A 23525-nucleotide genomic window follows, 5' to 3' on the forward strand; every position below is an offset into this window, starting at 1 on the left:
GTACGAGACCGCCCCCGGCCGGGTGAACACCCATGGAAGCCCGGTACCTCGTCTCCAGGGGGAGTTTTGCGCACACAAGTGAAGAGAGCGGGCGCGGCGACCGTCGCCGCCGCCGCGGCCGTGGTCCTCGCGGCGGGCCTGACCAGCCCCGCTGCCGCGAAGCCCGCAGCGGACGCGGTCGGCGCCGGCGTTCCCTCGTCCACCGGGAAACAGCGGGTCACGCTGATCACCGGCGACCGGGTGAGCCTCGATGCCAAGGGCCGGGTCGTCGGCCTGGAGCCCGCCAAGGGCCGCGAGCGCATACCCGTGCAGGTCCGCCAGGCGGACGGGCACACGCTGGTGATCCCCGCCGACGCGGCCGGACTGGTCGCCACCGGCAAGCTCGACCAGCGGCTGTTCGATGTCACCGAGCTGAACCGGGCCGCGACCCGCAAGGCCCAGAAGAACGGCCTCAAGGTCATCGTCGGCTACCGGGGCGCCGCCGCCGCGACCAAGTCGGACGTCCGCGACGCGGGCACCCTGCGGCGGAGCCTGAAGGCCCTGAACGCGGACGCCGTGCAGGCCCCGAAGGACGCCGGACCGGCCGACCTGTGGGCGGCCGTCACCAACGGCGACTCCACCGCCTCCGGTATCGCCCATGTCTGGCTCGACGGCGTCCGCGAGGTCGCCCTCGACAAGTCCGTGCCCCAGATCGGCGCCCCCAAGGCATGGGCCAAGAACTACGACGGCAAGGGCGTCAAGATCGCCGTCCTGGACACCGGCGTGGACACCCACCACGACGACCTGAAGAGCCAGGTCGTCGCGTCGAAGAACTTCACCAGCGCCGCCGACGCCGGTGACAAGTACGGCCACGGCACCCATGTCGCGTCCATCGCGGCCGGTACCGGCGCCAAGTCCGGCGGCAAGTTCAAGGGGGTCGCGCCCGGCGCGCAGATCCTCAATGGCAAGGTCCTCGACGACAACGGCTTCGGCGACGACTCCGGCATCCTCGCCGGGATGGAGTGGGCCGCCGAGCAGGGCGCCGGGGTCGTCAACCTCAGCCTCGGCGGCGGGGACACCCCCGAGATCGACCCGCTGGAGGCGGCGGTCAACAAGCTGTCCGCCGAGAAGGGCATCCTGTTCGCCATCGCGGCGGGCAACGACGGCCCGGAGAGCGTCGGTTCGCCCGGCAGCGCGGACGCCGCCCTGACCGTCGGCGCCGTCGACGACCAGGACAAGCTGGCCGGCTTCTCCTCCACCGGCCCCCGGGTCGGCGACGGAGCCATCAAGCCGGACGTCACCGCGCCCGGTGTCGCCATCACCGCCGCCGCGGCCAAGGACAGCCTGATCGCCCGCGAGGTCGGCGAGAACCCGGCCGGGTATCTGACGATCGACGGTACGTCGATGGCCACCCCGCATGTCGCCGGTGCCGCCGCGATCCTCAAGCAGCAGCACCCCGACTGGACCTCCGCCCAGCTCAAGGGCGCCCTGACCGGCTCCACGAAGGGCGGCAACTACACCGCCTTCCAGCAGGGCTCGGGCCGGATCCAGGTGGACAAGGCGATCGAGCAGACGGTGATCGCCGAACCGGTCTCGGTCAGCTTCGGCACCCAGCAGTGGCCGCACACCGACGACACCCCGGTGACCCAGCAGATCACCTACCGCAACCTGGGCACCCAGGACGTCACGCTCACCCTGAGCGCGACCGGCCTCAACCCCAAGGGCCAGGCCGCCCCCGCCGGGTTCTTCACCCTCGGCGCCACCCAGGTGACGGTCCCCAAGAACGGCGGTACCGCCTCCGTGCCGTTCACCGCCGACACCAGGCTCGGCGGCACCGTCGACGGCGCCTACTCGGCGTTCGTCACCGCCACCGGCGGCGGGCAGAGCGTACGCACCGCCGCGGCCGTGCAGCGCGAGGTGGAGTCGTACGACCTGACGGTCAAGCACCTCGACCGGTCCGGGAACGCGGCCAAGAACTACAGCACCAGCGTCGTCGGCATCAGCGGCCTCGGCACGGGCAAGTGGCTGGGCGTCTACGACGCCGACGGCACCGCCACGGTCCGGGTCCCCAAGGGCGGCTACATCCTGGACTCCGGTGTGTTCGTCGACCCCGAGGACTTCTCCAAGGGCGCCGACTGGCTGGCCCAGCCCAAGCTGACCATCAGCAAGAACACCACGGTCACCGTCGACGCCCGCAAGGCCAAGCCGGTCAGCATCAGCGTCCCGGACGCGGGCGCCACCTCGACGTTCGCCGCCCCCGGCTACAGCGTCGAGACGCCCAATGCCACCTACGGCTTCGGCTGGTGGCTCGAGTCGTACGCCGGATTCCGCAGCGCGCACCTCGGTCCGCAGGTCACCGACGGGTCGCTGACCCAGCAGTGGGACGGGCACTGGACCAAGGGCACGGACAAGCAGTGGTCCACCACCACCGGCTCCGCCGTCAAGCAGCTCTCCACCGGGTTCACCAAGCACTACAAGGCCGCCGACCTCGCCACCGTCAAGGTGAACGCGGGCGCCCCGACCTCCGGCAAGACCGGCAGCGTCTCGGCCATCGGCTGGCTGCCCGGCGTCTCCGGTGCCTCCGGGATCTTCGTCGAGCAGAAGCTGCCCGCCACCCGGACGCTGTATCTGTCCACGGTGAGCGGGGTGAAGTGGGACATCGACTTCGAGCAGCTCGGTGCCCCGGATCCGGACGGCTGGCCCACCACCGAGGCGGCCTACAGCGTCTCCTACGCGGAGACCTTCAAGGGCGGCAAGAGCTACTCCAAGACCGTGAACCGGGCCGTCTTCGGACCGACCCTGACCAAGGGCTTCGGGGTGTACCGGGAGGGCAACGAGATCACCGGGATCATCCCGCTGTTCGCCGACTCCAAGCGCAACCCCGGGTCGTCCCTGCTGACCTCGTCGGCGACGACCCTGTACCGCAACGGCACCAAGGTCCGCACCAGCACCGACCCGCTGACCGGCTCCGACCCCTTCAAGGTCCCCTCGGGTGACGCCGAGTACAAGCTGACGACCTCGGTGAAGCGGACCACCAAGGTGGCCGCCGCCTCCACCCGGATCGACGCGAGCTGGACCTTCCGCTCCAAGAAGACCTCCGGGTCGACCGCCCTGCCCGTCTCCACGGCCCGCTTCCACGCGCCGACCGGGGCGGACAGCAGGGTCACCGCGGGCGGCACGCTGTCCGTGCCGGTGGTGGTCGAGGGCGCGGCCAAGGGCAGCAACCTGAAGTCGCTGGCCGTGTACGTGTCGTACGACTACGGGCAGACGTGGAAGAAGGTCACCGTCCGGGACGGGAAGATCTCCGTCAAGAGCCCCGCCAAGGGCAAGGCGATCTCCTTCCACGCCAAGATCAGCGACAAGAAGAACAACAAGTCGACGATCTCGATCTACAACGCGTACTACGGGAAGTAGGCGGTAGACCGCCGTTCGTACGCACCCCGGCCCGCAGTCGTCTTTCCGCGACTGCGGGCCGGTCGTGTCTCAGACGGCGGTGGCCGCCCGGATGGCGTCCGTGCCCCAGCTCGCCAGCAGGCGGAGGGACTCGGCGGACGTGCTGTCCGGGGCGGCGTGATAGGTGATCAGGGCCTGTTCGGGGTCGGCGGCCGGGCGGAACGACTCGAAGTGCAGATCCAGTTGGCCCACCAGCGGATGGTGCAGATGCTTGACGCCATGGGTCTTCTCCTTGACGTCATGGGTGGCCCACAGCCGCCGGAAGCTCTCGCTCTTCACCGACAACTCGCCCACCAGCGCCGACAGCTTCTGATCGTCCGGATAGCAGCCCGCGTCCATCCGCAACTGGCAGACGATGTCGATCGCCTTCTGCTCCCAGTCGACGAAGAGGTCCTGGTAGTCCGGGCGCAGAAACACCAGCCGGGCCCAGTTGCGCTCCCGCTCCGGCAGCGCGCCCCAGTCGCCGAACACCGCCGCCGCCATCCAGTTCCACGCCAGGATGTCCGCGCGGCGGCCGATGATGTACGCGGGGACGCCGTCGAGGACGTCGAGGAGCTGCCGCAGCGCCGGGCGGACCTGCTGGGTCCCGCGCCCGGCGGGCTTCTTCTTGTGCTGCTTGGGCTTGGCCAGATGCGTCAGATGCGCGTGCTCGGCGTCGCTGAGCCGCAGCGCGCGGGCGATGGCGTCCAGCACCTCGGCCGACACATTGCGTCCGTTGCCCTGTTCCAGCCGGGTGTAGTAGGCCACCGAGACGCCCGCGAGCTGGGCCAGCTCCTCGCGCCGCAGTCCGGGCACCCGGCGGTGCCGCCCGAAGTCCGGCAGCCCCACATCACCCGGCTTCAGCCGGGCGCGCCGGGTGCGCAGAAACTCGCTCAGCTCGGCCCGGCGGTCCAGGGCCGCACCGGAGGCGGGCCGCCCGGGGACCGGTCCGGCCGCGGGGTCGATGGCATCCATGCGCCCCAGTATTCCCGGTCGTAGGCCCAGCAGCCTGTCCCCGCCGGTAGTAGGCACAGTGGACGTACGCAAAGCCGTGACCTGGGTGGATGCGGTCGGGAGGGAGACCCTGGAGAGGCGTCCGGCGCGGTCCGGCCGGATCGCACCCGTCTCTTCCGGAGGAGAACCCCGGCATGACCACCGTTGCCGCATACGCCGCCCCCGCAGCGAAGGCTCCCCTGGAGCGCACCACCATCGAGCGCCGGGCGGTCGGCGAGCACGATGTACTGATCGACATCAAGTTCGCCGGAATCTGCCACTCCGACATCCATCAGGCCCGTGAGGGCTGGGGCGAGGCCATCTTCCCGATGGTCCCCGGCCATGAGATCGCGGGCATCGTCACCGAGGTCGGCCCCGGTGTCACCCGGCACGCGGTCGGCGACCGGGTCGGCGTCGGCTGCATGGTCGACTCCTGCCGCGTCTGCGAGAACTGCCAGGCCGGGCTGGAGCAGTACTGCACCGGTGGCAATGTGTTGACCTACAACAGCGTCGGCAAGGACGGCGAGCCCACCTACGGCGGCTACGCCGAGACCATCGTCGTCGACGAGAACTACGTCCTGCGCATCCCCGAGGGCATCGGCCTGGACGAGGCCGCCCCGCTGCTCTGCGCGGGCATCACCACTTACTCCCCGCTGCGCCACTGGAACGCCGGGCCCGGCAAGAAGGTCGCGGTCGTCGGCCTGGGCGGCCTCGGCCACATGGCCGTCAAGCTCGCCCACGCGCTCGGCGCCGAGGTCACCGTCCTCTCGCAGTCCCTGCGCAAGCGCGACGACGGCCTCAAGCTGGGCGCCGACCACTACTACGCCACCAGCGACCCGACGACCTTCCGGGAACTGCGCGGCACCTTCGACCTGATCATCTCGACGGTGGCCGCGCCGCTGCCCTTCGACGCCTATCTCGCGCTGCTGCGCACCGATGGCGCCCTGGTGAACGTCGGCGCCCCCGAGGAGCCGGTCTCCCTCAACCTCTTCTCGGTGATCAACAACCGCAAGACCCTCGCCGGGTCCGGCATCGGCGGCATCCCGGAGACCCAGGAGATGCTGGACTTCTGCGCCGCCCACGGCCTGGGCGCCGAGATCGAGGTGATCCGCGCGGACCAGATCAACGAGGCGTACGAGCGGGTCCTCGCGAGCGATGTGCGCTACCGGTTCGTGATCGACACGGCGACGATCTGACCGGCCGGGGCGGGCGGACGACCCGCCGGGGCGGGCGGACGACCCGCAGGGGCGGGCCGGGGGTTCAGCTCCCCTGGGTCCCCCGGGTCCCCCGCCCGCCCCGCCGCCCCAGCAGCCACAGCAGATACGGCCCCCCGACCAGGGAGGTCAGCGCGCCGACCGGGAGCTCCAGCGGCGGGAGCAGGGTCCGCGCGGCGAGATCGGCGGCGACCAGGACCACCGCCCCCGTCAGCGCCGAGCACAGCAGCGGCAGATGGGGGGTCCGGGTCAGCCGCCGGGCGAGCTGCGGGGCGGTCAGGGCGACGAAGCCGATGGGCCCGGCGGCCCCGGTCGCCGTCGCGGCGAGGACGACACCGAGGACCGTCAGCCCGAGGCGGGCCCGGTCCACCCGGACGCCCAGCGCCCCGGCGGTCTCCGGATCCAGGCCCAGGGGCCGGACCGCCCGCCCGGCCCACAGCAGCGCGGGCACGGCGGCGGCCAGGACGAGCGCCAGGGGACCGGCCTGCTCCCAGCCCCGCCCGTTGAGACTGCCGGTGAGCCACAGCTTGAGCTGCTCGGCGGCCTCCAGCTCGCTGTCGGTGAGATAGAGCTGCACCACCGCCGACAGCGCCACCCCGATCCCCACCCCGGTCAGCACGAACCGGCTCGGCTGCATCCCGCCCCGCCAGGCGAGGACGTAGACCAGCGCGGCGGCGCCCAGTCCGCCCGCCACCGACACCACCGGCAGCGCCCCCGGCGACGCCACCAGCCCCGTCGCCAGCGCCAGCACGGTCGCGGCGGCGGCCCCGTGCCCCACGCCGATCACATCGGGGCTGGCCAGCGGATTGCGGGTGACGCTCTGGATCAGCGCCCCCGCCGCCCCCAGGGCCGCCCCCACCAGCGCCCCCAGCACGATCCGGGGCACCCGGAGCTGCCCGACGACCAGGTCGTGCCCGGTGTCGTGGCCCCGCAGGGTCGCCCACACCTCCCCGGGCGGCACGAACGTCAGCCCCAGACTCGCCGACGCCCCCATCACCAGCAGCAACAGCACACCGAGCGCCAGCGCGGTCCCCGCCGAACGCCGGTGCAGGAGGAGGGAGAGGCGGGGGCGGGAAAGGCGCAGCACCCAGTGGCCACCGGTCGGCAGCGGTTTCGCCGCGTGCATGCCGCCGGCCGTTGGGGTGTGGCGGTGCCGGTCGGCGGGTGAGGGGTCCTGTGGGTTGCGGTCGGTGGGTGCGGGGTCTCGTGGGGGGTGGCGATCGGTGGGTGCCGGGTCTCGCGCGTGCCGGTCGTCGGCCGCCGGGTCCCGTGGGCCGCGGGTGGGGGTCATGCGACGGCCCCCCGCCGCCGTACCAGCACCACCAGCACCGGTACGCCCACCAGCGCGGTCATCACGCCCGCCGGGACCTCCGCCGGGGCACGCACCACCCGGCCCGCGACATCCGCCGCGACCAGCAGACCCGCGCCGAGCAGCGCCGACAGCGGCAGGACCGCCCGGTGGCCGCCCCGGACCAGACGGCGGGCCAGATGCGGGACCGCCAGGCCGACGAAGGCGATCGGGCCCGCCGCCGCCACGGCCGCCGCCGTCAGCAGCGTCGCCCCCAGCGCCGCAGCCGCCCGCACCCGCACCACCCGGTGCCCCAGCGCCGCCGCCGTCTCGTCGCCCAGGGCCAGTGCGTCCAGCCCCCGGGCGCACCCCAGCACCAGCACCGCCCCCGCCAGCAGGAACGGCAGCATCGGCACCACCGTCCCGGCGTCCCGCCCGCTGAGCGAGCCGACCTGCCAGAACCGGAACTGGTCCAGGGTGGCCGAGCTGGAGGTGAGGACCAGGGTGGTGCCGCCCGCCGCCATCGCCGACAGCGCGGTCCCGGCCAGCGCCAGCTTCACCGGCGTCGCCCCGCCCCGGCCGCGCGCGGCGATCCCGTACACCAGCACCGCCGCCACCACCGCCCCGGCGAAGGCGTACCAGACATGACCGCCGAAGCCGCTCGCCAGGCCGAGGCCGAGGGCGAGGACGACCCCGGCCGCCGCGCCCTGGGAGAGGCCGAGGATGCCGGGGTCGGCGAGCGGGTTGCGGGTGACGGCCTGGAGCGCGGCCCCGGCCAGCCCCAGCGCGGCCCCGGCGGCGAGCCCGACCCCGGTGCGGGGCACCCGCAGCGACCGTACGACCAGCGCGTCCGGGGAGGTCCCGCCGGACAGCAGGGCGTCCAGCACCGCCCCGGGCGGGACCGGCCGGGTGCCGACGGCCAGGCTGAGCACGGCGACGGCGGCCACCGCGAGGGCGACCACCGGCCAGACCAGGTGCCGGGCGACCGGCCGGACCAGGTGCCGGGCGGCCGGCCGGACCAGGTGCCGGGCGCCCGGTCCGCCCGTCATGCCCCGAGCTGCTCGGCGAGCTGTCCGATGACCAGACGGGCGGCGGTGGGACCGGCGTTGAGGTACCAGGGGTCGTCGTCCACCTGGATCGCCCGTCCGGCCTCGACCGCGCCCATCGACCGCCACAGCGGCCCGGCCAGCACACTCGCCGCGTCCGTCGCCTCGGCGTCGCCCTGCACCGAGTAGAAGATCCAGTCCCCGTCGGCCACGTCGATGCTCTCGGCGCCGATGTCCTCCGAGATGGCGAGGAAGCGCTGGGACTCGGGCCGGGACAGGCCCATGTCGACGGCGATCGAGCCGGTGAACGAGGAGACGCCGAACATCCGGGTGCGGTCCGGGGTGAAACGGACCATGGAGACGGCCGGGTCGCCCTCGATGCCCTCGCCCTGTTCGGTCGCGTCGGCGGCGATCCCGTCCAGCAGTTCCTGCGCCGCCCGCCCCTGGCCGACGGCCTCGCCGACCAGCAGCAGATCCCGCTTCCAGTTGATGCCGTTGCCTGCGGTGACCACGGTCGGGGCGATCTGCGACAGCTCGGGGTACAGCTCGCCGAGGGAGTCGTTGGCGAGGATCAGATCGGGCTCGGCGGCGGCGAGGGCCTCCAGGTTGGGCGCGGAGCGGGTGCCCGCGTCGGTCATGCCGTCCAGTTGCTCCTTGTACTGCGGGAAGGCGTCCGCGAGATAGTCCGGGACCAGCCCGGCGTTGTCGGCGCGGGTGGTGGCGGTCGGGACCAGGCCGAGGGTGAGCAGATCGTCGAGCTGGCCGGTGGAGAGCGCGGCGATCCGGACCGGCTCCTCGGTGATCTCCGTACTGCCCTGGAAGTGCTCGACCGTGCGGGGGAACTCCCCGTCGGTGTCGGTGTCCGCGCCCATGCCGTCGGCCAGCGCGCTCGGCGCGGCGGTGGGGCCCTCGGAGGCCCCGGCGACCGGGTTGCGGGCGCTGTCCGAGCCGCCCCCGCCGCCGCTCCCGGCGTCCCCGCCGCCTCCGTCGGCGCCGGAGGAGCAGCCGGCGAGGACGGCCCCGGCGGCGAGGACGGCCATCACGGCCCGGACGGTCCTGCTTCGGAAAGTGCGCACGGGGGCTCCGGCGGAGGAGAGGGTAAGTAAGGGAAGGCTTACCTTAACTTGTCTTCCTGTGTGCCGGTCCCCGCGCCGGGGGATCCTGGTAGGAGGCTCGCGACCACCCCCCCCCACAGGAGGCCCACGGCATGACCGTCCAGCTCAACCACACGATCGTCGCCGCCCGTGACAAGCACGCCTCGGCCCGCTTCCTCGCCGATCTCCTCGGACTGCGGGTCCGCCCGGAGTACGGCCCCTTCGTGCCGGTCGAGATCCCCAACGGGGTCACCCTCGACTACATGGACACCAGCGGCCCCATCACCACCCAGCACTACGCCTTCCTGGTCTCGGAGGACGACTTCGACACCGTCTTCGACCGGATCCGGCGGGCCGGGCTCACCTACTGGGCCGACCCGTACCACCGCCGGGAGGGCGAGATCAATCACCTCGACGGCGGCCGGGGCGTCTACTTCGACGACCCGAACGGCCACAGCCTGGAACTCCTCACCCGGCCCTACGGCAGCGGCGGCTGACCTCGCGGCCCGGCCCTGCGGCAGCGGCGGCTGACCCCGCCGCCCGGCCCTGTGTCAGCGGCGGCTGCCGCCCCCCGCCGGGCCGCTCACATCCGCGTACCGAACACCTGGGTCCACCACGGGCCGCCCGACCCCTCGTGCACCCCGAGGCCCATCTCCTGCACCGAGCAGTTGAGGATGTTGGCCCGGTGGCCGGGGCTGTCCATCCAGCCCTGCATGACGTCGGCGGCGCTCTGCTGGCCCCGGGCTATGTTCTCGGCGTAGGTGCTCCAGCGGTAGCCCGCCGCGGTGATCCGGTCGCCGGGGTCCGCGCCGTCCGGGTTGGTGTGGTCGAAGAAGTCCCGCGCGGCCATGTCGGCGGAGTGCCGCTGCGCGGCGGTGTCCAGGGTGCCGTTCTGCCGGACCGCGGAGCAGCCCGCCTTGGCCCGCTCGTCGTTCACCAGCGCCAGCACCTGCCCCGCGAAGCCGCTCGGCGGGGCCTCCTCGGTGGGCTCGGGGGGCGGCGGCGCGGGCCGGGTGGTGGTCCGGCCCGGGGTCGGCTCGGGCGCCGGGGGCGTCGGACGCTTCGAACTCGCCGACGGACTCGGCTTCTTCGACGCGGACGGCGACGCGGAGGGCGAGGCCGGGTCCGAGGCCGAGGGGGACGCCGAGAGGCTCGGCGACCCGGACCGCTCCGGCGCGGCGAGCGCGGCCGTGGCGCCGGACTCCTCCCGCACGGCCTGCGACGGCCCGTCCGCCCCGTCGTCCGGGACGAGCAGCGCGACGCCCCCGCCCCCGGCCAGCAGCGCCAGACCCACGACCACGGCGGCCCGGCGCCGCCGACGGCGCCGACGGCGCAGGGCGTGCCGCTGCCCGAGCCGGCCGCCGCCGTCGCCGGGACCACCGGGCGCCCCCTCACCGGGAGACCCGGTCCCCGACGCCGACGCGACCAACGGCTCACGGCCCCCCGAGGCGGCCAGCGCGACCAGGTGCTCCGGCGCCGTCGACGCGGCGAACGCGACCCCCGGCGGCACCAGCGCCAGCCCCACCAGCAGCCCCTCGGCAGGCGCCAGCCCCTGCCCGAGCCCGCCGCACACCGTGCAGTCCCGGGTGTGCCGCACCAGCCGCTTGCGCCACAGCGGCGACGGCACCCCGTCCCAGTGCGCGACCGCGTCCGCCAGCAGCACGCACCGGGGCGCGGCGGCCAGCGCCCGCACCACCACCCGCACCGCGTCCAACTGCCCCTTCATCCGCTGCACCCGGACGGCGGTGTGCTGCGGGCTCAGCTCCAGCGCGGCGGCGACCTCGGCGCGGCTCAGCCGCCCGGCGGCCTCCAGCCACCACAGCGACAGCAGCGCCCGGTCGTCGTCGTCCAACCAGCGGCTCGCCTCCGCGACCTCCCGCCGCTGCCCCGACAGGCCCAGCTTCAGGATCGCCAGCTCCACGAAGTCCGCGCCGGGATCGGGCACCTCGTACGCCGGGCGCAGCCCGTCCCCGTGGACGGGGGCGGTGCGGTGGGCGGCGTCCTGGACGGCGTCGGCGTGGCCGCGTATTCGGTTCATGGTGATGGCCACCAGCCAGGACCGGAAGCGGTCCGGCTCGCGCAGCGAACCGAGCGAGTTCAGCGCCCGGATCATCGTCTCCTGCACCACGTCGTCCACATCGGCGTGGCCGTTCAGGGCCCGTCCGACGATGTTGTAGACGAGCGGCAGGTACCGGGCGACCAGTTCCTGCCGGGCCCGGTCGTCACCCCGCTGCGCGGCCTCGACCAGCGCCGGGTCGCCGTCCCTCTCCCTGCCCACACTCACTCCTCGGGTCGTCCCTGTGCTGCCGCTGTCCCTTCCGGCACACGGGAGACCCCGGGTGGGCGCCGGCGATAACAGAAAGGCGGCAACGGAAAGGCGGCAACAGAAACCTGAGCAAATCCGAGTACGGGAGCGTAGGGGGGTCCGGGGCGCGCGTGCGCGACTAATCGGACGTGACGCGGGCCACGCAGCGGTGTGTGCCCGGCCGGCTACTCGACCTCGATCCCGAAGTCCCCGATGAGCCGTGCCAGTCCGTCCGGGTAGCCCTTCCCGCCGAGGACGAAGTCCCAGTCGCCGCTCGCCCGCCGCCGGAACGACCCCAGCACCAGGGCGGTCTCCCCGGCCCGCCCGTCGGACACCTCCAGCTCGCCCAGCTCGGCCCCGGTGGAGTCCCGCAGCCGGATCCGGGCGTCGGTGAAACCGGCCAGATCGGCGTCCGGGTTGACCTCCGGGTCCACGGCGGCGACCAGTACCAGCCGGTCGGCCCCGGCCGGCAGCGCGTCGAAGGCGACCCGGAGCGCGGCCTTGTCCGGCGGCGCGGCCCGCACCGTCCGGACCGAACCGTCCGGGGTGGCGGGGTTGTTGAAGAAGACGAAGTGGTCGTCGCCGAGGACCCGGCCGCCCCGGCACACCAGCGCGCACACATCCAGCACGACCCGCCCGGACCAGGACATCCCGAGGATGTTGTGATCGGCGGGAGCGGGGTCGGCAGCGGGAGTGGGAGCGGATACCGGAGCGGGCGGGGCGGCGGGGGAGGGCATGACGAGGGTGGGGTCCGAGGCACCGGCGGGCGCGGGGCCCCCGGCGGGCGCGGGCCGCGCCGCGTCACCGAGGCGCCCGCGCAGCCCGTGCCGGTGCAGCAGATCCACCAGCTCCGCACCGCCGACCAGCTCCAGCGGCTTGCCGTGCGCGAAGGCGTACGAGCCGGGTCCGAAACCGGAGGTGGTGACCAGGACGCCCTTGTTGGCCCCGGCGTCCTGGACCGTGCCGTACAGATCACGGACGGCGGTGGGCGGGACGGTGGCGCGGTAGCGCTTGACCTGGACGACGATCTTCCCGCCCCGGATGGGCGCCGGGTCCACGGCGTCGATGTCCACGCCCCCGTCGCCGGAGCGCTGGGTGGTGACCGCGCGCATCCCCATCGCCCGGAACAACTCGGCGACGAGCCCTTCGAAGGCGATGGGGTCCATGGTGTGGAGGTCGGGTTCGTCGCCGAGGTCGGGGACTCCGGCGCCGAAGGTCAGTACCTGCTGACCCACGTCGTCCGGGCGCCGACCCGCCCGGACCGAGGCGAGCTGGTCCGGGCGGGAGGCGAGTTGCCCGCGCAGCGCGTCGGTGAGACAGCTCACCGGGTCGACCTGGTCCAGCCGCAGCCCGGCGAGCACGGATCGGCGGGCCACGACGCTCGTGAGAACGATCTGGGCCCGGCGCCCGGTCGCCGGGTCGTTGTCGTCCACGAAGCCGTTGAAGGCGACCGACTCCAGGACATCGTGCTCGTCGGCCAGATGGAGCTGATGCAGCACCAGCAGCGAGCACTGGGCCAGCACTTCGCGGTACAGCCCACGCCGCCGGGTCACCGGAAGCGCGATCTCCCGGTCCCGATCGTCCTGGACGACGTACTTCACCCCCTTGGCCTCGGGCACCATCCCGTACCCGGGCAGCTCCCAGTCCAGGACGAGCTGGCGGGCGTTCCGGTCGTAGGCGGCGGAGATCCGACGGGGGAAGTCGTCGGGCCAGGCGGTGGAGGCGTACAGCGCGGCCGTGAAGTACTCGACCACAGCCTCGGGTTCACCGCGCCGCATCCCCTCGGCGACCTCGCCCACCCCGTCGTTGTGCCGGCGGACCTCCCCCCGCCGGCCCTGCGCCCACTCCTCGTACTCCCGCTGCCGCGCGGCCAGATCCCGTTGCCGCTGGCCCTCGGCCGCCTGCGCGGCATGCCAGTCGTACTCGAAGCGGGCCCGCGCGTCCGCCTCCGCCTGCGCCCGGCGGCTCGCGGTCCAGCCGCCGCCCTGCGCCTGGTAGCGCGCGGGATCCGGCATCGGCACGGGCCAGGCGAGCTGCCCGGGGTCGAAGGGCGGTATGTCGACGGCCCGCAGCAGCGAGGACGCGCTGAAGCCAGGGGCCCGACAGCCGCTCACCAGTATCCGCTGCAAGGCGGCGACCTGCTCCTCCAGCTCGGAGGACCGTCGCCGCGCGTCGGCGTGCCGCATCTCCTTGTACGCCGTGGCGGCTTGGCTCCGCTGTCGTCGCGCGTGCGCGTCGGCGTCCCGCTGCCGCCGCGCCTCCGCCGCCTGGAGCCGCTGCTGCTGCCGCTGCATCTCCGCCCAGACCCCGACCAAACCGGCAGACCTACGACTCATCCGTTCCCGTCCTCCCACCCCACTGACGAACTTCTACCGTACGAGTTTCAGCACCGGAAGCCTGCCGTGATCCCCGACGTACGCGGGCGGCCCCGGCTGGTAGTGGTGATCCGGCGGTGCCCACACGTGATAGCCGCCCGGCACCCGCTGGACCTTCATCTCCACCGTGCCGCCCGGGTGTGCGTCGGCCGGGTAGTCCGGGTGCAGCCACAACCGCCGGTTCTCGTCGGCCCACATGGCCCAGGGCAGGGTGTAGGCGACGGCGCCGACCTCCATGCCGGAGAGGGTGTCCGGCTGCATGTCCTCGGGAAGGAGCGCGCTGTCGGGGACGCCGGGGACTCCGGGGACGGTGAGGTCGGGGGGTGCGGGGAGTACGGGGAGCGGCACCGCAGGGCCCTGCGCCCCCTTCCCCCGGGCGATGACGAGATCGCCGACCCCGTCGAGGATCCAGAGCTTGGGGGTCTGCCGGGTGCGCCGGGCGAGCATCTCGGCGCTCAGGTACCGGTGCAGATCGAGCGCGGAGACCAGGCCGTCGGCGTCGAGATCGGCGGCACCGGTGCGCAGTCCGTGGACGACGGCGGCGGTGAAGACGGACAGGGCGGACAGGTCGTCGTCGCTGTCCGTGCCGGGGGTGGTCTCGAAGGCGAGCTGGATCTCGTCGGTGGCGCTGATGACGACGGTGCCGCTGCCCCGGAAGGACCCGCCGACCCCGATGCCGGGCTCCTGCTGTCCCTCGGGCCGCTCGCCCTTGGCGCCGGGCCGGATCGCCCCGCTGAAGCAGCAGTCCAGCAGCAGCACCTTGCGGTCCGCCCGGCACAGATGGAGCTGCTCGCTGACGAAGGCGGCGGGCACGGCGTACGACTGGAGCAGCAGGGGTTCGCGCAGGGTGTCCGTACCGGCGAAGAAGAGCCGTTCGTCGTAGTCCTTGATGCCGTGGCAGGAGAAGTAGACGAGGAGTTCGTCGTCGCGGGCGGCCTCGGTCAGGAAGCGCTGGAGGATCCGCTGGACGGCGTAGGCGGGCTGATCGAGGACCGGGGTGACCTGATAACCGCCGACAGCGGGGTCGCCCAGCACCCGGCCCAGCTCGGCGGCGTCCCGCAGCGGGGCGCCGAGCGGGTTCCAGCGGGCGTCCTCGTAGGTGCCGGTGGCGATGAGCAGGGCCTTACGCGGCCCCATCGCCGTCGCCCCCGCCCTCGCCGTCGCTCTCGCCATTGCCGTACAGGAACCGGTCGATCAGCTCCTGCTGCTGGTGCGCGGTGAGCCCGGTCATCTCCAGACTGTCGTCGCCGAGGACGAGCTGCGCGCTGCGCCCGGCGGCCCGCTCGGACCACGCCTGGACGACCGCCACGACGGCGTTGATCAGCGGCGGCGCGAGGGTGACGACCACGGTCCCGGCGACCAGCAGCTCCCCGGCCTTGCTGCCGGGGGGCGCCGCCCCGGCGGCGAGCGGCTCGGCGCGCCCGACCTGCCGCCGCCGCAGCATCTCCCGCAACTGCCGTGCGGCGTCCGCCAGTTCCCGGGCGTCCGACCCCGCCCCGGTGTCCACGACGATCCGCGCCTGTGCGTCGCTCATGGCGAACATCCTGGCAGAAAGGGGGAGTTGAGGGACGGGAAGGGGATATGTGCGGTACGGGGGAGGGGGTGAGGGTGCGCCGGGCAGGTCTCGCGCCGCTCACCCGGTCGTACCGGGGAGCGGCGCAGGGCGACGGCGGTGCCGCCGGGGAGGCGGGGCGACGGGGAGGGGGTGGGGGCTGACGGGTCAGCCGTCGGAGAGGTGGGGAGGTGGGGAGGTAAGGAGCTGGGGCCGACGGGTCAGCCGTCGGCCTTGGCGACGCCGATCGGGCAGGACACGCCCGTCCCGCCGATGCCGCAGTAGCCCGCCGGGTTCTTGTCCAGGTACTGCTGGTGGTAGCCCTCCGCCGGATAGAAGGCGCGGCCCTCCGCCGGGAGGATCTCCGTGGTGATCTGCCCGTAGCCCGAGCCCGTGAGGACCTTCTGGTAGGCCGCGCGGGACGCCTCGGCGGCGGCTGCCTGCTCGGGGGAGTGGGTGTAGACCGCCGAGCGGTACTGCGTGCCCACGTCATTGCCCTGGCGGAAGCCCTGGGTCGGGTTGTGCGCCTCCCAGAACGTCTTCAGCAGGGACTCGTACGAGACCACCTTCGGGTCGAAGACCACGCGGACCACTTCGGTGTGACCGGTCAGGCCCGAGCAGACCTCCTCGTAGGTGGGGTTCTCGGTGGAGCCGCCCTGGTAGCCCACCAGCGTGGTGTACACCCCCGCCGGGAGCTGCCAGAACTTGCGCTCGGCGCCCCAGAAACAGCCGAGGCCGAAGTCGGCGGTCTCCAGGCCCTCGGGGTAGGGGCCGAGCAGGGGGGTGCCGAGGACCGTGTGCCGCTCGGGCACGGTGAAACCCGGCTCAGGGCGTCCCCGCAGAGCCTGCTCGGGGGACGGGAGCTGGGGCGTGCGGCTGTACAGGAACATCGCGGTCTCCAATCGGGGTCGGCTGTGTCAACGCCGGGAGCGGCCCCGGAATTCCGGGCGCGCCGGGGTCACCGGCCCTCCGTCCCCCAGCCTCGATCCCCCCGCCCTCTCGCATTAAGTGGATAGAAGTATCCAGATAGTGTTACCGTTGCTGGCACACAGCAGCAACCGGCGTCGGCCGTACCGGGCTGACGCCTGTGCGCATGAGGAGGAGAGGAGCTGTGATGTCACGCAGTGTGTGGCTTCCGCTCGGTGCGGTCGTCCTGATCGTGAACGCGGTGCAGTGGGTGGTGTCCGAGGCGGTGGCGGCGGCGGCCTGGACCGACCCGCCCTACAGCTATGCCCGGAACTACATCAGTGACCTGGGCGTGCCGGACTGCGGAGTCGTCTTCCAGGACCGCGTCATCTGCTCCCCGGAGCACACCCTGATGAACACCTCGTTCATCCTTCAGGGCATCCTCTTCGCGATCGGCGTCCTGCTGATCGCCCAGGCGGTCAGTGGCCGCAAGCGCACCATCGCCAGGTCGCTCGCCGTCGCGCACGCGGTGGGATTCGCGCTGGTCGGCGTGTTTCACGGTTCGGAGGACGGGCCCAGCTACGGTTTGGCGCTGCACATGATCGGCGCGGGCATCGCCATCGTGGGCGCGAACAGCCTGCTGATCATGGCGGGCACCCTGCGCAGCCCCCGCCCGGCGCGTCCCTACCGGATCTTCAGCATCACGGTCGGTGTGCTGGGGCTGCTCAGCCTGTGCCTCGTCGGGGTCTCGGCGGATCTGGCCGGTGTCTTCGAACGGGCCAGCGTCTACGCCTGGCTGCTCTGGAGCGTCGTCACCGGCGGTCTGCTCCTGGCCGGGCGGCTGCGCAGCCCGGTGGTCGTGGAGAATGTCACGGTGTGACCGACCAGACCAGAGCCCCCCGACCACCGCTGCGCGCCGATGCCGAACGCAACCGCCGGCTCATCATGGAGACGGCCGAGCGGCTGTTCGCACAGCGCGGGGCCGTCGTCCCCCTCAACGAGATCGCGCACGCGGCCGGGGTGGGGGTCGGCACCGTGTACCGGCGCTTCCCCGATGTGCAGTCGCTGGTGGACGCGCTGTTCACCGAGCGCTTCACCGCCTTCATGGAGATCGCGACGGCCGCCGCGAAGGAACCCGATCCGGGGCGCGCGCTCACCGGCTATCTGCTGGCGGCGGCGCGGCGCAGGGCCGATGACCGCGCCCTGGAGATCGTCCTCGACAACGCCAGTATCGAGGCGGAGCCCATCGCCCGGATGCGCGACGACTTCGGCGGACAGGTGGACGGGCTGGTCGAACGGGCGGTCGCGGCGGGCGCGGTCCGCGAGGACTTCGCCGCCGCGGATGTGTACGCCTTCCTCTACATGATCGGCGCCATCGCCGACCGCACCCAGGGGGTGGCCCCCGGCGCCTGGCACCGCTACGCCGACGCGATGCTCACCGGGTTCGGCCTCCGGCCGCAGACCCCGGAGCCGACCGCCGCGATGACCGACGACCAGGTCCGCCGGACGACATGGCCGCGACCGGGGGAGGAGGGGCGGGGGTGAGCGAGGGGGAGCCGGGATGAGCGGGGGGGGGAGCCGGGATGAGCGAGGGGGAGCCGGGATGAGCGGGGCGGCCGGAAACGGTCCGTGGAACTTGAGAGCGGTGCGCCGCGCACCACCCGCCACCGCGCCGCCCGCCATCAACCCACCGCCCGCCGCGCCCCGCCCGCCGTCGTACGGTCGCGCCCCCGCCGTCGCGCTGCCGCGCCCCACTTGCCCTCGCGTCCCCGCGTACCACCCAGCGCCGCGCCCGCCGCGCCCCGCCCGCCGTCGTACGGTCGCGCCCCCGCCGTCGCGCTGCCGCGCCCCACTCGCCCTCGCGTCCCCGCGTACCACCCAGCGCCGCGCCCTCGCGTCCCCGCACCCCCCAGCGCCACGCCCCCGCGCCCCGCCCGCCGCTGCACGTCACCCGCCATCGCGCCCCGCGCAGCGCCCCCCAGCGCCGCGCCCCCCGCGCACCCCCGTCGAACGCCCAGACCCCCCGCCCAGATCCCCGCCCCCCCGGGGACGGGTCACGCTCTCAGGCTCGCCGGGCTCCCGCCGTTCGCCTCGAAGCCCGCCACCGCCAGGGCCCGGTACACCGCGAACTCCGCCGCCGGGTCCTCGGAGAGCGTCCAGGGCAGGGCGCCCACATGCCCGTCCACATGCACGAGCTGGCTCATGGCCTCCGCCCAGCGCTCCGAGCGGACCAGGAAGAACACCAGCAGATGGCGGACGTGCGCCAGCATCGGGTCGTCCGCGCGCGCGGAGTGCACCGCGTGCAGGGCGCCGTGGATCGCCTTGGTCACGACCTCGCTCTGATAGAAACTCGCCACCAGATTGACCTCGGGCAGATGCTCGAACACCGCGAACAGCGGCATCGCCGCCAGCAGCGACCCACGGGGCGCCCGCGCCGCCGCCGCCTCCGCGAACGCGTACGCCAGCTCCCGCGAGCCGTGCCACTTCTCGCACCAGTAGTGCAGCGCCGCCAGATGCGCGCCCATGTGGTTCGGCGCCCGGTCCAGGATCTTCAGCCAGAGCTGCTCGAACTCCTCGCGCGGATAACCGAGCCCCCGCGCGACCGAGAGCTGCACGATGTACGGGACGGGGTCCCCGGGGGCGAGCAGCGCCGCATGATCGCAGGCCGTCCTGGCCTCCTCCATGATGATCCGGAACTCGTCCGTGCCCGGCGTCGCCGTCCGCCACGCCTGCTGGACCAGGAACTCGGCGTGCACCGCCGCACCGCCCGCGTCCTTGGGCTGCTCCGCGCGCCACACCCGCAGCCACTGCCCGCCCGGAGTCTCACCGACCCCGCCCGGCCGCTGCTGGAGCTCCAGCGACGCCGCGCCCGCGAACGCCTGCACCCGCTGCCAGCGCGCCTCACCGTCCGCGGGTGTGCCCGCCAGGAGCTGGGCCGCCGCCCGGTGGTCCTGCCCGCGCTGCACCACGTCCAGCACATCGAGCAGGTCCTGGTCGGGGCCGGGCATCCGGATGTCCAGCTCCTCCTGCCGGACGAATCCGTAGTTCGCGGGGTCCGCCGCGTCCGGGTGGCCGGCCGGGACCAGCCCCACGGCACGCCGCCGGCGCAGGGCGACCGGCCCCAGCACGAAGCCGAGCATGAGCAGCGCCATCAGGACCCAGAGAATCTCCATGCCTCAAGCGAACCAGACCGCGCCGACAATTGGCCAACCCGCTCTCCCGCCTGTGGAAAACCGTCGGTCACCGCCTGTGGACAACCAGGTGCCCCCGCCGTCCCGCCCGGCGGACTACGCTCGGGGCCCATGAGCGACAGGCACATCAGTCAGCACTTCGAGACGCTCGCGATCCACGCGGGCAACACCGCCGATCCCCTGACCGGGGCGGTCGTCCCGCCGATCTACCAGGTGTCCACCTACAAACAGGACGGCGTCGGCGGACTGCGCGGCGGCTACGAGTACAGCCGCAGCGCCAACCCCACCCGGACCGCCCTGGAGGAGAACCTCGCGGCGCTGGAGGGCGGCCGGCGCGGTCTCGCCTTCGCGTCCGGGCTCGCGGCCGAGGACTGCCTGCTGCGCACCCTGCTCGCCCCCGGCGACCACGTGGTGATCCCCAACGACGCCTACGGCGGCACGTTCCGGCTGTTCGCCAAGGTCGTCGCCCGCTGGGGCGTCGAGTGGTCGGTCGCCGACACCAGCGACCCCGACGCCGTACGGGCCGCGCTCACCCCGAGGACCAAGGCGGTCTGGGTGGAGACCCCGTCCAACCCGCTGCTCGGCATCACCGACATCGCCGCCGTCGCCCAGATCGCCCGGGACGCGGGCGCCCGCCTGGTCGTCGACAACACCTTCGCCACCCCCTATCTCCAGCAGCCCCTGGCGCTCGGCGCCGATGTCGTCGTGCACTCCCTGACCAAGTACATGGGCGGGCACTCCGATGTCGTCGGCGGTGCGCTGGTCGTCGCCGACGAGGCGCTCGGCGAGGAGCTGGCGTACCACCAGAACGCGATGGGCGCGGTCGCCGGGCCGTTCGACTCCTGGCTGGTGCTGCGCGGCGCGAAGACCCTGTCGGTGCGGATGGACCGGCACGGCGAGAACGCCACGAAGATCGCCGACATGCTCACCCGGCACGCGCGCGTGACCCGCGTCCTGTACCCGGGCCTGCCCGACCACCCCGGTCACGAGATCGCCGCCAAGCAGATGCGGTCCTTCGGCGGCATGGTCTCCTTCCAGGTCGCGGGCGGCGAGGAGGCGGCCGTCGAGGTCTGCAACCGGGCCCGGATCTTCACGCTCGGCGAGTCCCTCGGCGGGGTCGAGTCCCTGATCGAGCACCCGGGCCGGATGACCCACGCCTCGGCCGCCGGTTCGGCCCTGGAGGTCCCGGCCGACCTGGTCCGGCTGTCGGTCGGCATCGAGAACGTCGACGATCTGCTCGAAGACCTCCAGCAGGCGCTGGGCTGACCGTCGGCAGGGGTCACCAGCCGGTCAGCGGCGGGGTCGTCTCCGACGGCGGCGCCACCCAGGGCCGTACGGTCAGCGCCCACACCGTGAACGCCACGCACGCGGCCAGCGTCAGCAGCCACAGCAGCCGCAGCGCGGCCCGGCGGCGGCGCAGGGCCCGGCGGCCCCGGCGGACCGCGTCCCGGTGCAGCTCGGGCGGGACCGGCGGGGGCCGCCGCTCCAGGATCCGCCGGGCGGCGGCCTCACGGTCGGCGCGGCTCATGACTCCCCACTCCCTCCGCCCCGGCCCCGTTCACGGGGTCGCAGTCTTCGGGGCCCGTACCGGGGGCGCGGCCCGGCGCGGGGGATGCAGCAGGGTCGCGGTGGCCCGGTCGCACAGGGCGCGGACGCGTTCCACGGGGAGCCCGAGCAGTGCGGCGGTCTGCTGCTCGGCGACGCCCTCGAACAGCCGCAGCACCAGCACCAGCCGCTCCCGGGGGCCCAGCACGGCCAGGGTGCTGCCGGGATGGGGGCGGGCCCGGCCCAGTGCCCCGTACTGGTGCCAGGCGGAGCGGGCGAAGCGCCCGGCGAGATACTGCCGGGTCCGGTCGTACGGGTCCTCCCCGTGGAGCCGGTCCCAGGCGGCGTAGGTGTGGGCGAGGGCCAGGGTGAGCAGGCGCCGGGCGCGGGGGTTGGCGTCCGGTGTCTCGGCGGTGAGCAGGGTGGCGGTGTGCAGCAGCCGTCCCGAGGCGCCCGCGGCGAACGCCTCGAACTCCTGGTCCCGGCGCGCGTCCCGCGCCGTCCGTCGTGCCGATGCCCGCACCGCGCCTCCCCCTGAGGCCGTCCCGCGGGGCGGGGATGCGACCGCCCTCGCCTCATGGGAGACCGGCCGCACCCCGCGGGTCAAGCACCGTGCACGGCCCAAGACGCCTCGCCGGCGGTCAGGACACGCCCGGGGCGTCCGCGCCGGGCGTGTCCTGGACGGACATCCGGGACGACAGCGCCCGGTTGAAACGGGTGAGGAGGGTGCAGAAGACCTCGCGCTCCTCCGGCGCCCACTCCTCGGTCAGCTCGGCCATCAACTGGCGGCGCGAGGAGCGCACCTCGTCCAGCCGGGAGTGCCCGCGCGGGGAGAGCTGGAGGACGACCGCGCGGCCGTCCTCGGGGTGGGAGGTCCGCTTGACCAGCCCGGTGTCCACCAGGGGAGCGACCTGCCGGGTCACCGTGGAGGAGTCGATGCCCATGCTGGAGGCGAGGGCCTTGACCCCCATGGGGCCCTCTTTGTCGAGCCGGTTGAGCAGCAGGTACGCGGCCCGGTCCATGGAGTTGCGGACCTGCCCGACGCCACCGAGCCGGGTCTGTTCGGCCCGGCGGGCGAACACCGCGACCTCGTGCTGCATCGCGTCGAGAAGACCGGGGTCACCGACGGTCGTCACGTCCTTCGTCACGTCCGTCGTCATGTCCATCGACATGTCAGGCGTTGTGGGCATGGCCAGGGGGCTCACTTCATGCTGGGTGCCAAGGTTGGGGGACAGGGTACGCGGATGGAAGGCGGGCCGTACCGGCGCTGAGGAAACCGGTCTCGGTGCTTGGTCACACCCGCGCGTGCCGCCTGTGAACTGCGAGACTTGAGTCATGAACCACCGCAGGACCGCCCGCCCCACCACCCCTTTGGCACCGGTCACGCTGGACGATGTACGGGGCGCCCGGAAGATGCTCGCGGGCGTGGCGCGGGTGACCGCCATGGAGGGCAGCCGCTATCTGACGCAGCTCGTCGGGTCGCCGGTGCACCTCAAGTGCGAGAACCTCCAGCGGACGGGTTCGTTCAAGCTGCGCGGCGCCTATGTGCGGATCGCCGGGCTGCTGCCGGAGGAGCGGGCGGCCGGGGTGGTCGCGGCGAGCGCGGGCAATCACGCGCAGGGGGTGGCGCTGGCGTCGGCGCTGCTGGGGGTGCGGGCGACGGTGTTCATGCCGAAGGGCGCCCCGCTGCCGAAGATCAGCGCGACCCGGGAGTACGGCGCGGAGGTGCGGCTGCACGGTCAGGTCGTCGACGAGACGCTGGCCGCCGCGCAGGAGTACGCCCGGACGACGGGCGCGGTCTTCATCCACCCCTTCGACCACCCGGACATCATCGCCGGGCAGGGCACGGTGGGGCTGGAGATCCTGGAGCAGTGCCCCGAGGTGCGCACGATCGTCGTGGGGATGGGCGGCGGCGGGCTGGCGGCCGGGATCGCGGTCGCGGTGAAGGCGCTGCGCCCGGACGTACGGATCATCGGGGTGCAGGCGGCGGGGGCGGCGGCGTATCCGCCGTCGCTGGCGGCGGGGCGTCCGGTGGCGGTGGAGCTGCCGACGACGATGGCCGACGGCATCCGGGTCGGGCGGCCCGGGGATGTCCCGTTCGCGATCTGCGCGGAGCTGGTGGACGAGGTCCGTACGGTCTCCGAGGACGCCCTCTCCGCCGCGCTGCTGCTCTGTCTGGAGCGGGCGAAGCTGGTGGTGGAACCGGCCGGGGCGAGCCCGGTCGCGGCGCTGCTGAGCGACACGGAGGGGCTGGAGGGCCCGGTGGTCGCCGTACTGTCCGGGGGGAACGTGGATCCGGTGCTGATGGAGCGGGTGCTGCGGCACGGGATGGCCGCGCAGGGCCGCTACCTGGCGGTTCGCCTCCGTCTGACCGACCGTCCCGGGGCCCTGGCCTCGCTCCTGGGGGCGTTGTCAGTGGTGGACGCTAACGTCCTCGATGTGAGTCACGTACGGACCGATCCCCGGCTCGGGCTCACGGAGGCGGAGGTCGAACTGCACCTGGAGACCAAGGGCCCGGCCCACTGCGCCGAGGTCGGCCAGGCCCTGCGGGACGCGGGGTACACGGTCATCGGCTGAGCCGGCGGGGTGAGCGGACCCGCCGTTC

20 protein-coding genes are annotated in these 23525 nt (G+C 73.6%); 7 read left to right on the top strand and 13 right to left on the bottom strand.

Going from position 1 to position 23525, the window contains the following annotated elements; genetic code table 11:
• The first annotated feature begins 78 nt into the window (after positions 1-78).
• Positions 79-3393 (top strand): S8 family serine peptidase, encoded by a 3315-nt coding sequence (locus AB0O01_RS21515; protein WP_365315515.1) that lies wholly within the window; start codon positions 79-81, stop codon positions 3391-3393.
• A 69-nt stretch (positions 3394-3462) separates the two neighbouring features.
• On the opposite strand, the gene AB0O01_RS21520 is transcribed toward AB0O01_RS21515, so the two are convergent.
• Positions 3463-4386: a helix-turn-helix transcriptional regulator gene (locus AB0O01_RS21520; protein WP_365315517.1), complete on the bottom strand. Its 924-nt coding sequence runs from the start codon at positions 4384-4386 to the stop codon at positions 3463-3465.
• Between the two features lie 173 nt (positions 4387-4559).
• Between AB0O01_RS21520 and AB0O01_RS21525 the strand changes: the two genes are divergently transcribed.
• A complete protein-coding gene (locus AB0O01_RS21525) occupies positions 4560-5600 on the top strand; it encodes an NAD(P)-dependent alcohol dehydrogenase (protein ID WP_365315519.1) in 1041 nt (346 codons plus the stop codon).
• A 64-nt stretch (positions 5601-5664) separates the two neighbouring features.
• Here the strand turns inward: AB0O01_RS21525 and AB0O01_RS21530 are convergent, their stop codons facing one another.
• From AB0O01_RS21530 to AB0O01_RS21540, 3 genes are all read right to left on the bottom strand, one after another.
• Positions 5665-6744 (bottom strand): iron ABC transporter permease, encoded by a 1080-nt coding sequence (locus AB0O01_RS21530; RefSeq protein ID WP_365315520.1) that lies wholly within the window; start codon positions 6742-6744, stop codon positions 5665-5667.
• A gap of 161 nt (positions 6745-6905) precedes the next feature.
• Positions 6906-7955, bottom strand: a complete 1050-nt coding sequence (locus tag AB0O01_RS21535) for an iron ABC transporter permease (RefSeq protein ID WP_365315522.1) — start codon at positions 7953-7955, stop codon at positions 6906-6908.
• Entirely contained in the window at positions 7952-9028 is a 1077-nt protein-coding gene (locus tag AB0O01_RS21540) for an iron-siderophore ABC transporter substrate-binding protein (protein WP_365315524.1), read from the bottom strand. The genes AB0O01_RS21535 and AB0O01_RS21540 overlap by 4 nt, the downstream gene beginning before the upstream one ends.
• Before the next feature lie 131 nt (positions 9029-9159).
• Here AB0O01_RS21540 and AB0O01_RS21545 point away from each other — a divergent pair, with 131 nt between their 5' ends.
• A complete protein-coding gene (locus AB0O01_RS21545) occupies positions 9160-9543 on the top strand; it encodes a VOC family protein (RefSeq protein ID WP_365315526.1) in 384 nt (127 codons plus the stop codon).
• 86 nt (positions 9544-9629) lie between these two features.
• Here the strand turns inward: AB0O01_RS21545 and AB0O01_RS21550 are convergent, their stop codons facing one another.
• The 5 genes from AB0O01_RS21550 to msrA all read right to left on the bottom strand — a co-directional run bounded on the left by AB0O01_RS21550 (position 9630) and on the right by msrA (position 16168).
• On the bottom strand, positions 9630-11324 hold the full coding sequence (locus AB0O01_RS21550) for a sigma-70 family RNA polymerase sigma factor (RefSeq protein ID WP_365315528.1): 1695 nt from the start codon (positions 11322-11324) through the stop codon (positions 9630-9632).
• 212 nt (positions 11325-11536) lie between these two features.
• On the bottom strand, positions 11537-13687 hold the full coding sequence (locus tag AB0O01_RS21555) for a restriction endonuclease (RefSeq protein ID WP_365315530.1): 2151 nt from the start codon (positions 13685-13687) through the stop codon (positions 11537-11539).
• Positions 13688-13720: 33 nt separating this feature from the next.
• On the bottom strand, positions 13721-14863 hold the full coding sequence (locus AB0O01_RS21560) for a caspase family protein (RefSeq protein ID WP_365315531.1): 1143 nt from the start codon (positions 14861-14863) through the stop codon (positions 13721-13723).
• A complete protein-coding gene (locus tag AB0O01_RS21565; protein WP_365315533.1) occupies positions 14850-15260 on the bottom strand; it encodes a hypothetical protein in 411 nt (136 codons plus the stop codon). The genes AB0O01_RS21560 and AB0O01_RS21565 overlap by 14 nt, the downstream gene beginning before the upstream one ends.
• Before the next feature lie 239 nt (positions 15261-15499).
• Positions 15500-16168: a peptide-methionine (S)-S-oxide reductase MsrA gene (gene msrA, locus AB0O01_RS21570; protein WP_365315534.1), complete on the bottom strand. Its 669-nt coding sequence runs from the start codon at positions 16166-16168 to the stop codon at positions 15500-15502.
• Between the two features lie 224 nt (positions 16169-16392).
• Here msrA and AB0O01_RS21575 point away from each other — a divergent pair, with 224 nt between their 5' ends.
• Positions 16393-17064 carry a DUF998 domain-containing protein gene (locus AB0O01_RS21575; RefSeq protein WP_365315535.1) on the top strand — a complete coding sequence of 224 codons (672 nt, stop codon included), beginning with the start codon at positions 16393-16395 and terminating at the stop codon, positions 17062-17064.
• On the top strand, positions 17061-17729 hold the full coding sequence (locus AB0O01_RS21580; protein WP_365315537.1) for a TetR/AcrR family transcriptional regulator: 669 nt from the start codon (positions 17061-17063) through the stop codon (positions 17727-17729). Before AB0O01_RS21575 ends, AB0O01_RS21580 begins: the two co-directional genes overlap by 4 nt.
• A gap of 509 nt (positions 17730-18238) precedes the next feature.
• On the opposite strand, the gene AB0O01_RS21585 is transcribed toward AB0O01_RS21580, so the two are convergent.
• Entirely contained in the window at positions 18239-19357 is a 1119-nt protein-coding gene (locus AB0O01_RS21585) for a hypothetical protein (RefSeq protein WP_365315538.1), read from the bottom strand.
• A gap of 129 nt (positions 19358-19486) precedes the next feature.
• Here AB0O01_RS21585 and AB0O01_RS21590 point away from each other — a divergent pair, with 129 nt between their 5' ends.
• Entirely contained in the window at positions 19487-20641 is a 1155-nt protein-coding gene (locus AB0O01_RS21590) for a cystathionine gamma-synthase (protein WP_365315540.1), read from the top strand.
• A 13-nt stretch (positions 20642-20654) separates the two neighbouring features.
• Here the strand turns inward: AB0O01_RS21590 and AB0O01_RS21595 are convergent, their stop codons facing one another.
• From AB0O01_RS21595 to AB0O01_RS21605, 3 genes are all read right to left on the bottom strand, one after another.
• Positions 20655-20903, bottom strand: a complete 249-nt coding sequence (locus AB0O01_RS21595) for a hypothetical protein (RefSeq protein ID WP_365315542.1) — start codon at positions 20901-20903, stop codon at positions 20655-20657.
• A gap of 30 nt (positions 20904-20933) precedes the next feature.
• The gene (locus AB0O01_RS21600; protein WP_365315543.1) at positions 20934-21443 is read right to left on the bottom strand and encodes a sigma factor-like helix-turn-helix DNA-binding protein; all 510 of its coding nucleotides are present in this window, start codon (positions 21441-21443) and stop codon (positions 20934-20936) included.
• A 118-nt stretch (positions 21444-21561) separates the two neighbouring features.
• Positions 21562-22110 carry a MarR family transcriptional regulator gene (locus AB0O01_RS21605; protein ID WP_365315545.1) on the bottom strand — a complete coding sequence of 183 codons (549 nt, stop codon included), beginning with the start codon at positions 22108-22110 and terminating at the stop codon, positions 21562-21564.
• Positions 22111-22255: 145 nt separating this feature from the next.
• On the opposite strand from AB0O01_RS21605, the gene ilvA reads away from it, so the two are divergent.
• Positions 22256-23497, top strand: coding sequence for a threonine ammonia-lyase (gene ilvA, locus AB0O01_RS21610; RefSeq protein WP_365315547.1), 1242 nt, complete (start codon positions 22256-22258; stop codon positions 23495-23497).
• Positions 23498-23525 lie beyond the last annotated feature (28 nt).

This window comes from Streptomyces sp. NPDC093252, assembly GCF_040683675.1.
Lineage (GTDB): Bacteria > Actinomycetota > Actinomycetes > Streptomycetales > Streptomycetaceae > Streptomyces.

Coding starts and splice junctions, on each gene's coding strand:
- AB0O01_RS21520 (WP_365315517.1), bottom strand. CDS start 4,386: ATGGATGCCATCGACCCCGCGGCCGGACCGGTCCCCGGGCGGCCCGCC.
- AB0O01_RS21525 (WP_365315519.1), top strand. CDS start 4,560: ATGACCACCGTTGCCGCATACGCCGCCCCCGCAGCGAAGGCTCCCCTG.
- AB0O01_RS21530 (WP_365315520.1), bottom strand. CDS start 6,744: ATGCACGCGGCGAAACCGCTGCCGACCGGTGGCCACTGGGTGCTGCGC.
- AB0O01_RS21535 (WP_365315522.1), bottom strand. CDS start 7,955: ATGACGGGCGGACCGGGCGCCCGGCACCTGGTCCGGCCGGCCGCCCGG.
- AB0O01_RS21545 (WP_365315526.1), top strand. CDS start 9,160: ATGACCGTCCAGCTCAACCACACGATCGTCGCCGCCCGTGACAAGCAC.
- AB0O01_RS21555 (WP_365315530.1), bottom strand. CDS start 13,687: ATGAGTCGTAGGTCTGCCGGTTTGGTCGGGGTCTGGGCGGAGATGCAG.
- AB0O01_RS21560 (WP_365315531.1), bottom strand. CDS start 14,863: ATGGGGCCGCGTAAGGCCCTGCTCATCGCCACCGGCACCTACGAGGAC.
- AB0O01_RS21565 (WP_365315533.1), bottom strand. CDS start 15,260: ATGAGCGACGCACAGGCGCGGATCGTCGTGGACACCGGGGCGGGGTCG.
- msrA (WP_365315534.1), bottom strand. CDS start 16,168: ATGTTCCTGTACAGCCGCACGCCCCAGCTCCCGTCCCCCGAGCAGGCT.
- AB0O01_RS21575 (WP_365315535.1), top strand. CDS start 16,393: ATGTCACGCAGTGTGTGGCTTCCGCTCGGTGCGGTCGTCCTGATCGTG.
- AB0O01_RS21585 (WP_365315538.1), bottom strand. CDS start 19,357: ATGGAGATTCTCTGGGTCCTGATGGCGCTGCTCATGCTCGGCTTCGTG.
- AB0O01_RS21590 (WP_365315540.1), top strand. CDS start 19,487: ATGAGCGACAGGCACATCAGTCAGCACTTCGAGACGCTCGCGATCCAC.
- AB0O01_RS21595 (WP_365315542.1), bottom strand. CDS start 20,903: ATGAGCCGCGCCGACCGTGAGGCCGCCGCCCGGCGGATCCTGGAGCGG.
- AB0O01_RS21605 (WP_365315545.1), bottom strand. CDS start 22,110: ATGCCCACAACGCCTGACATGTCGATGGACATGACGACGGACGTGACG.
- ilvA (WP_365315547.1), top strand. CDS start 22,256: ATGAACCACCGCAGGACCGCCCGCCCCACCACCCCTTTGGCACCGGTC.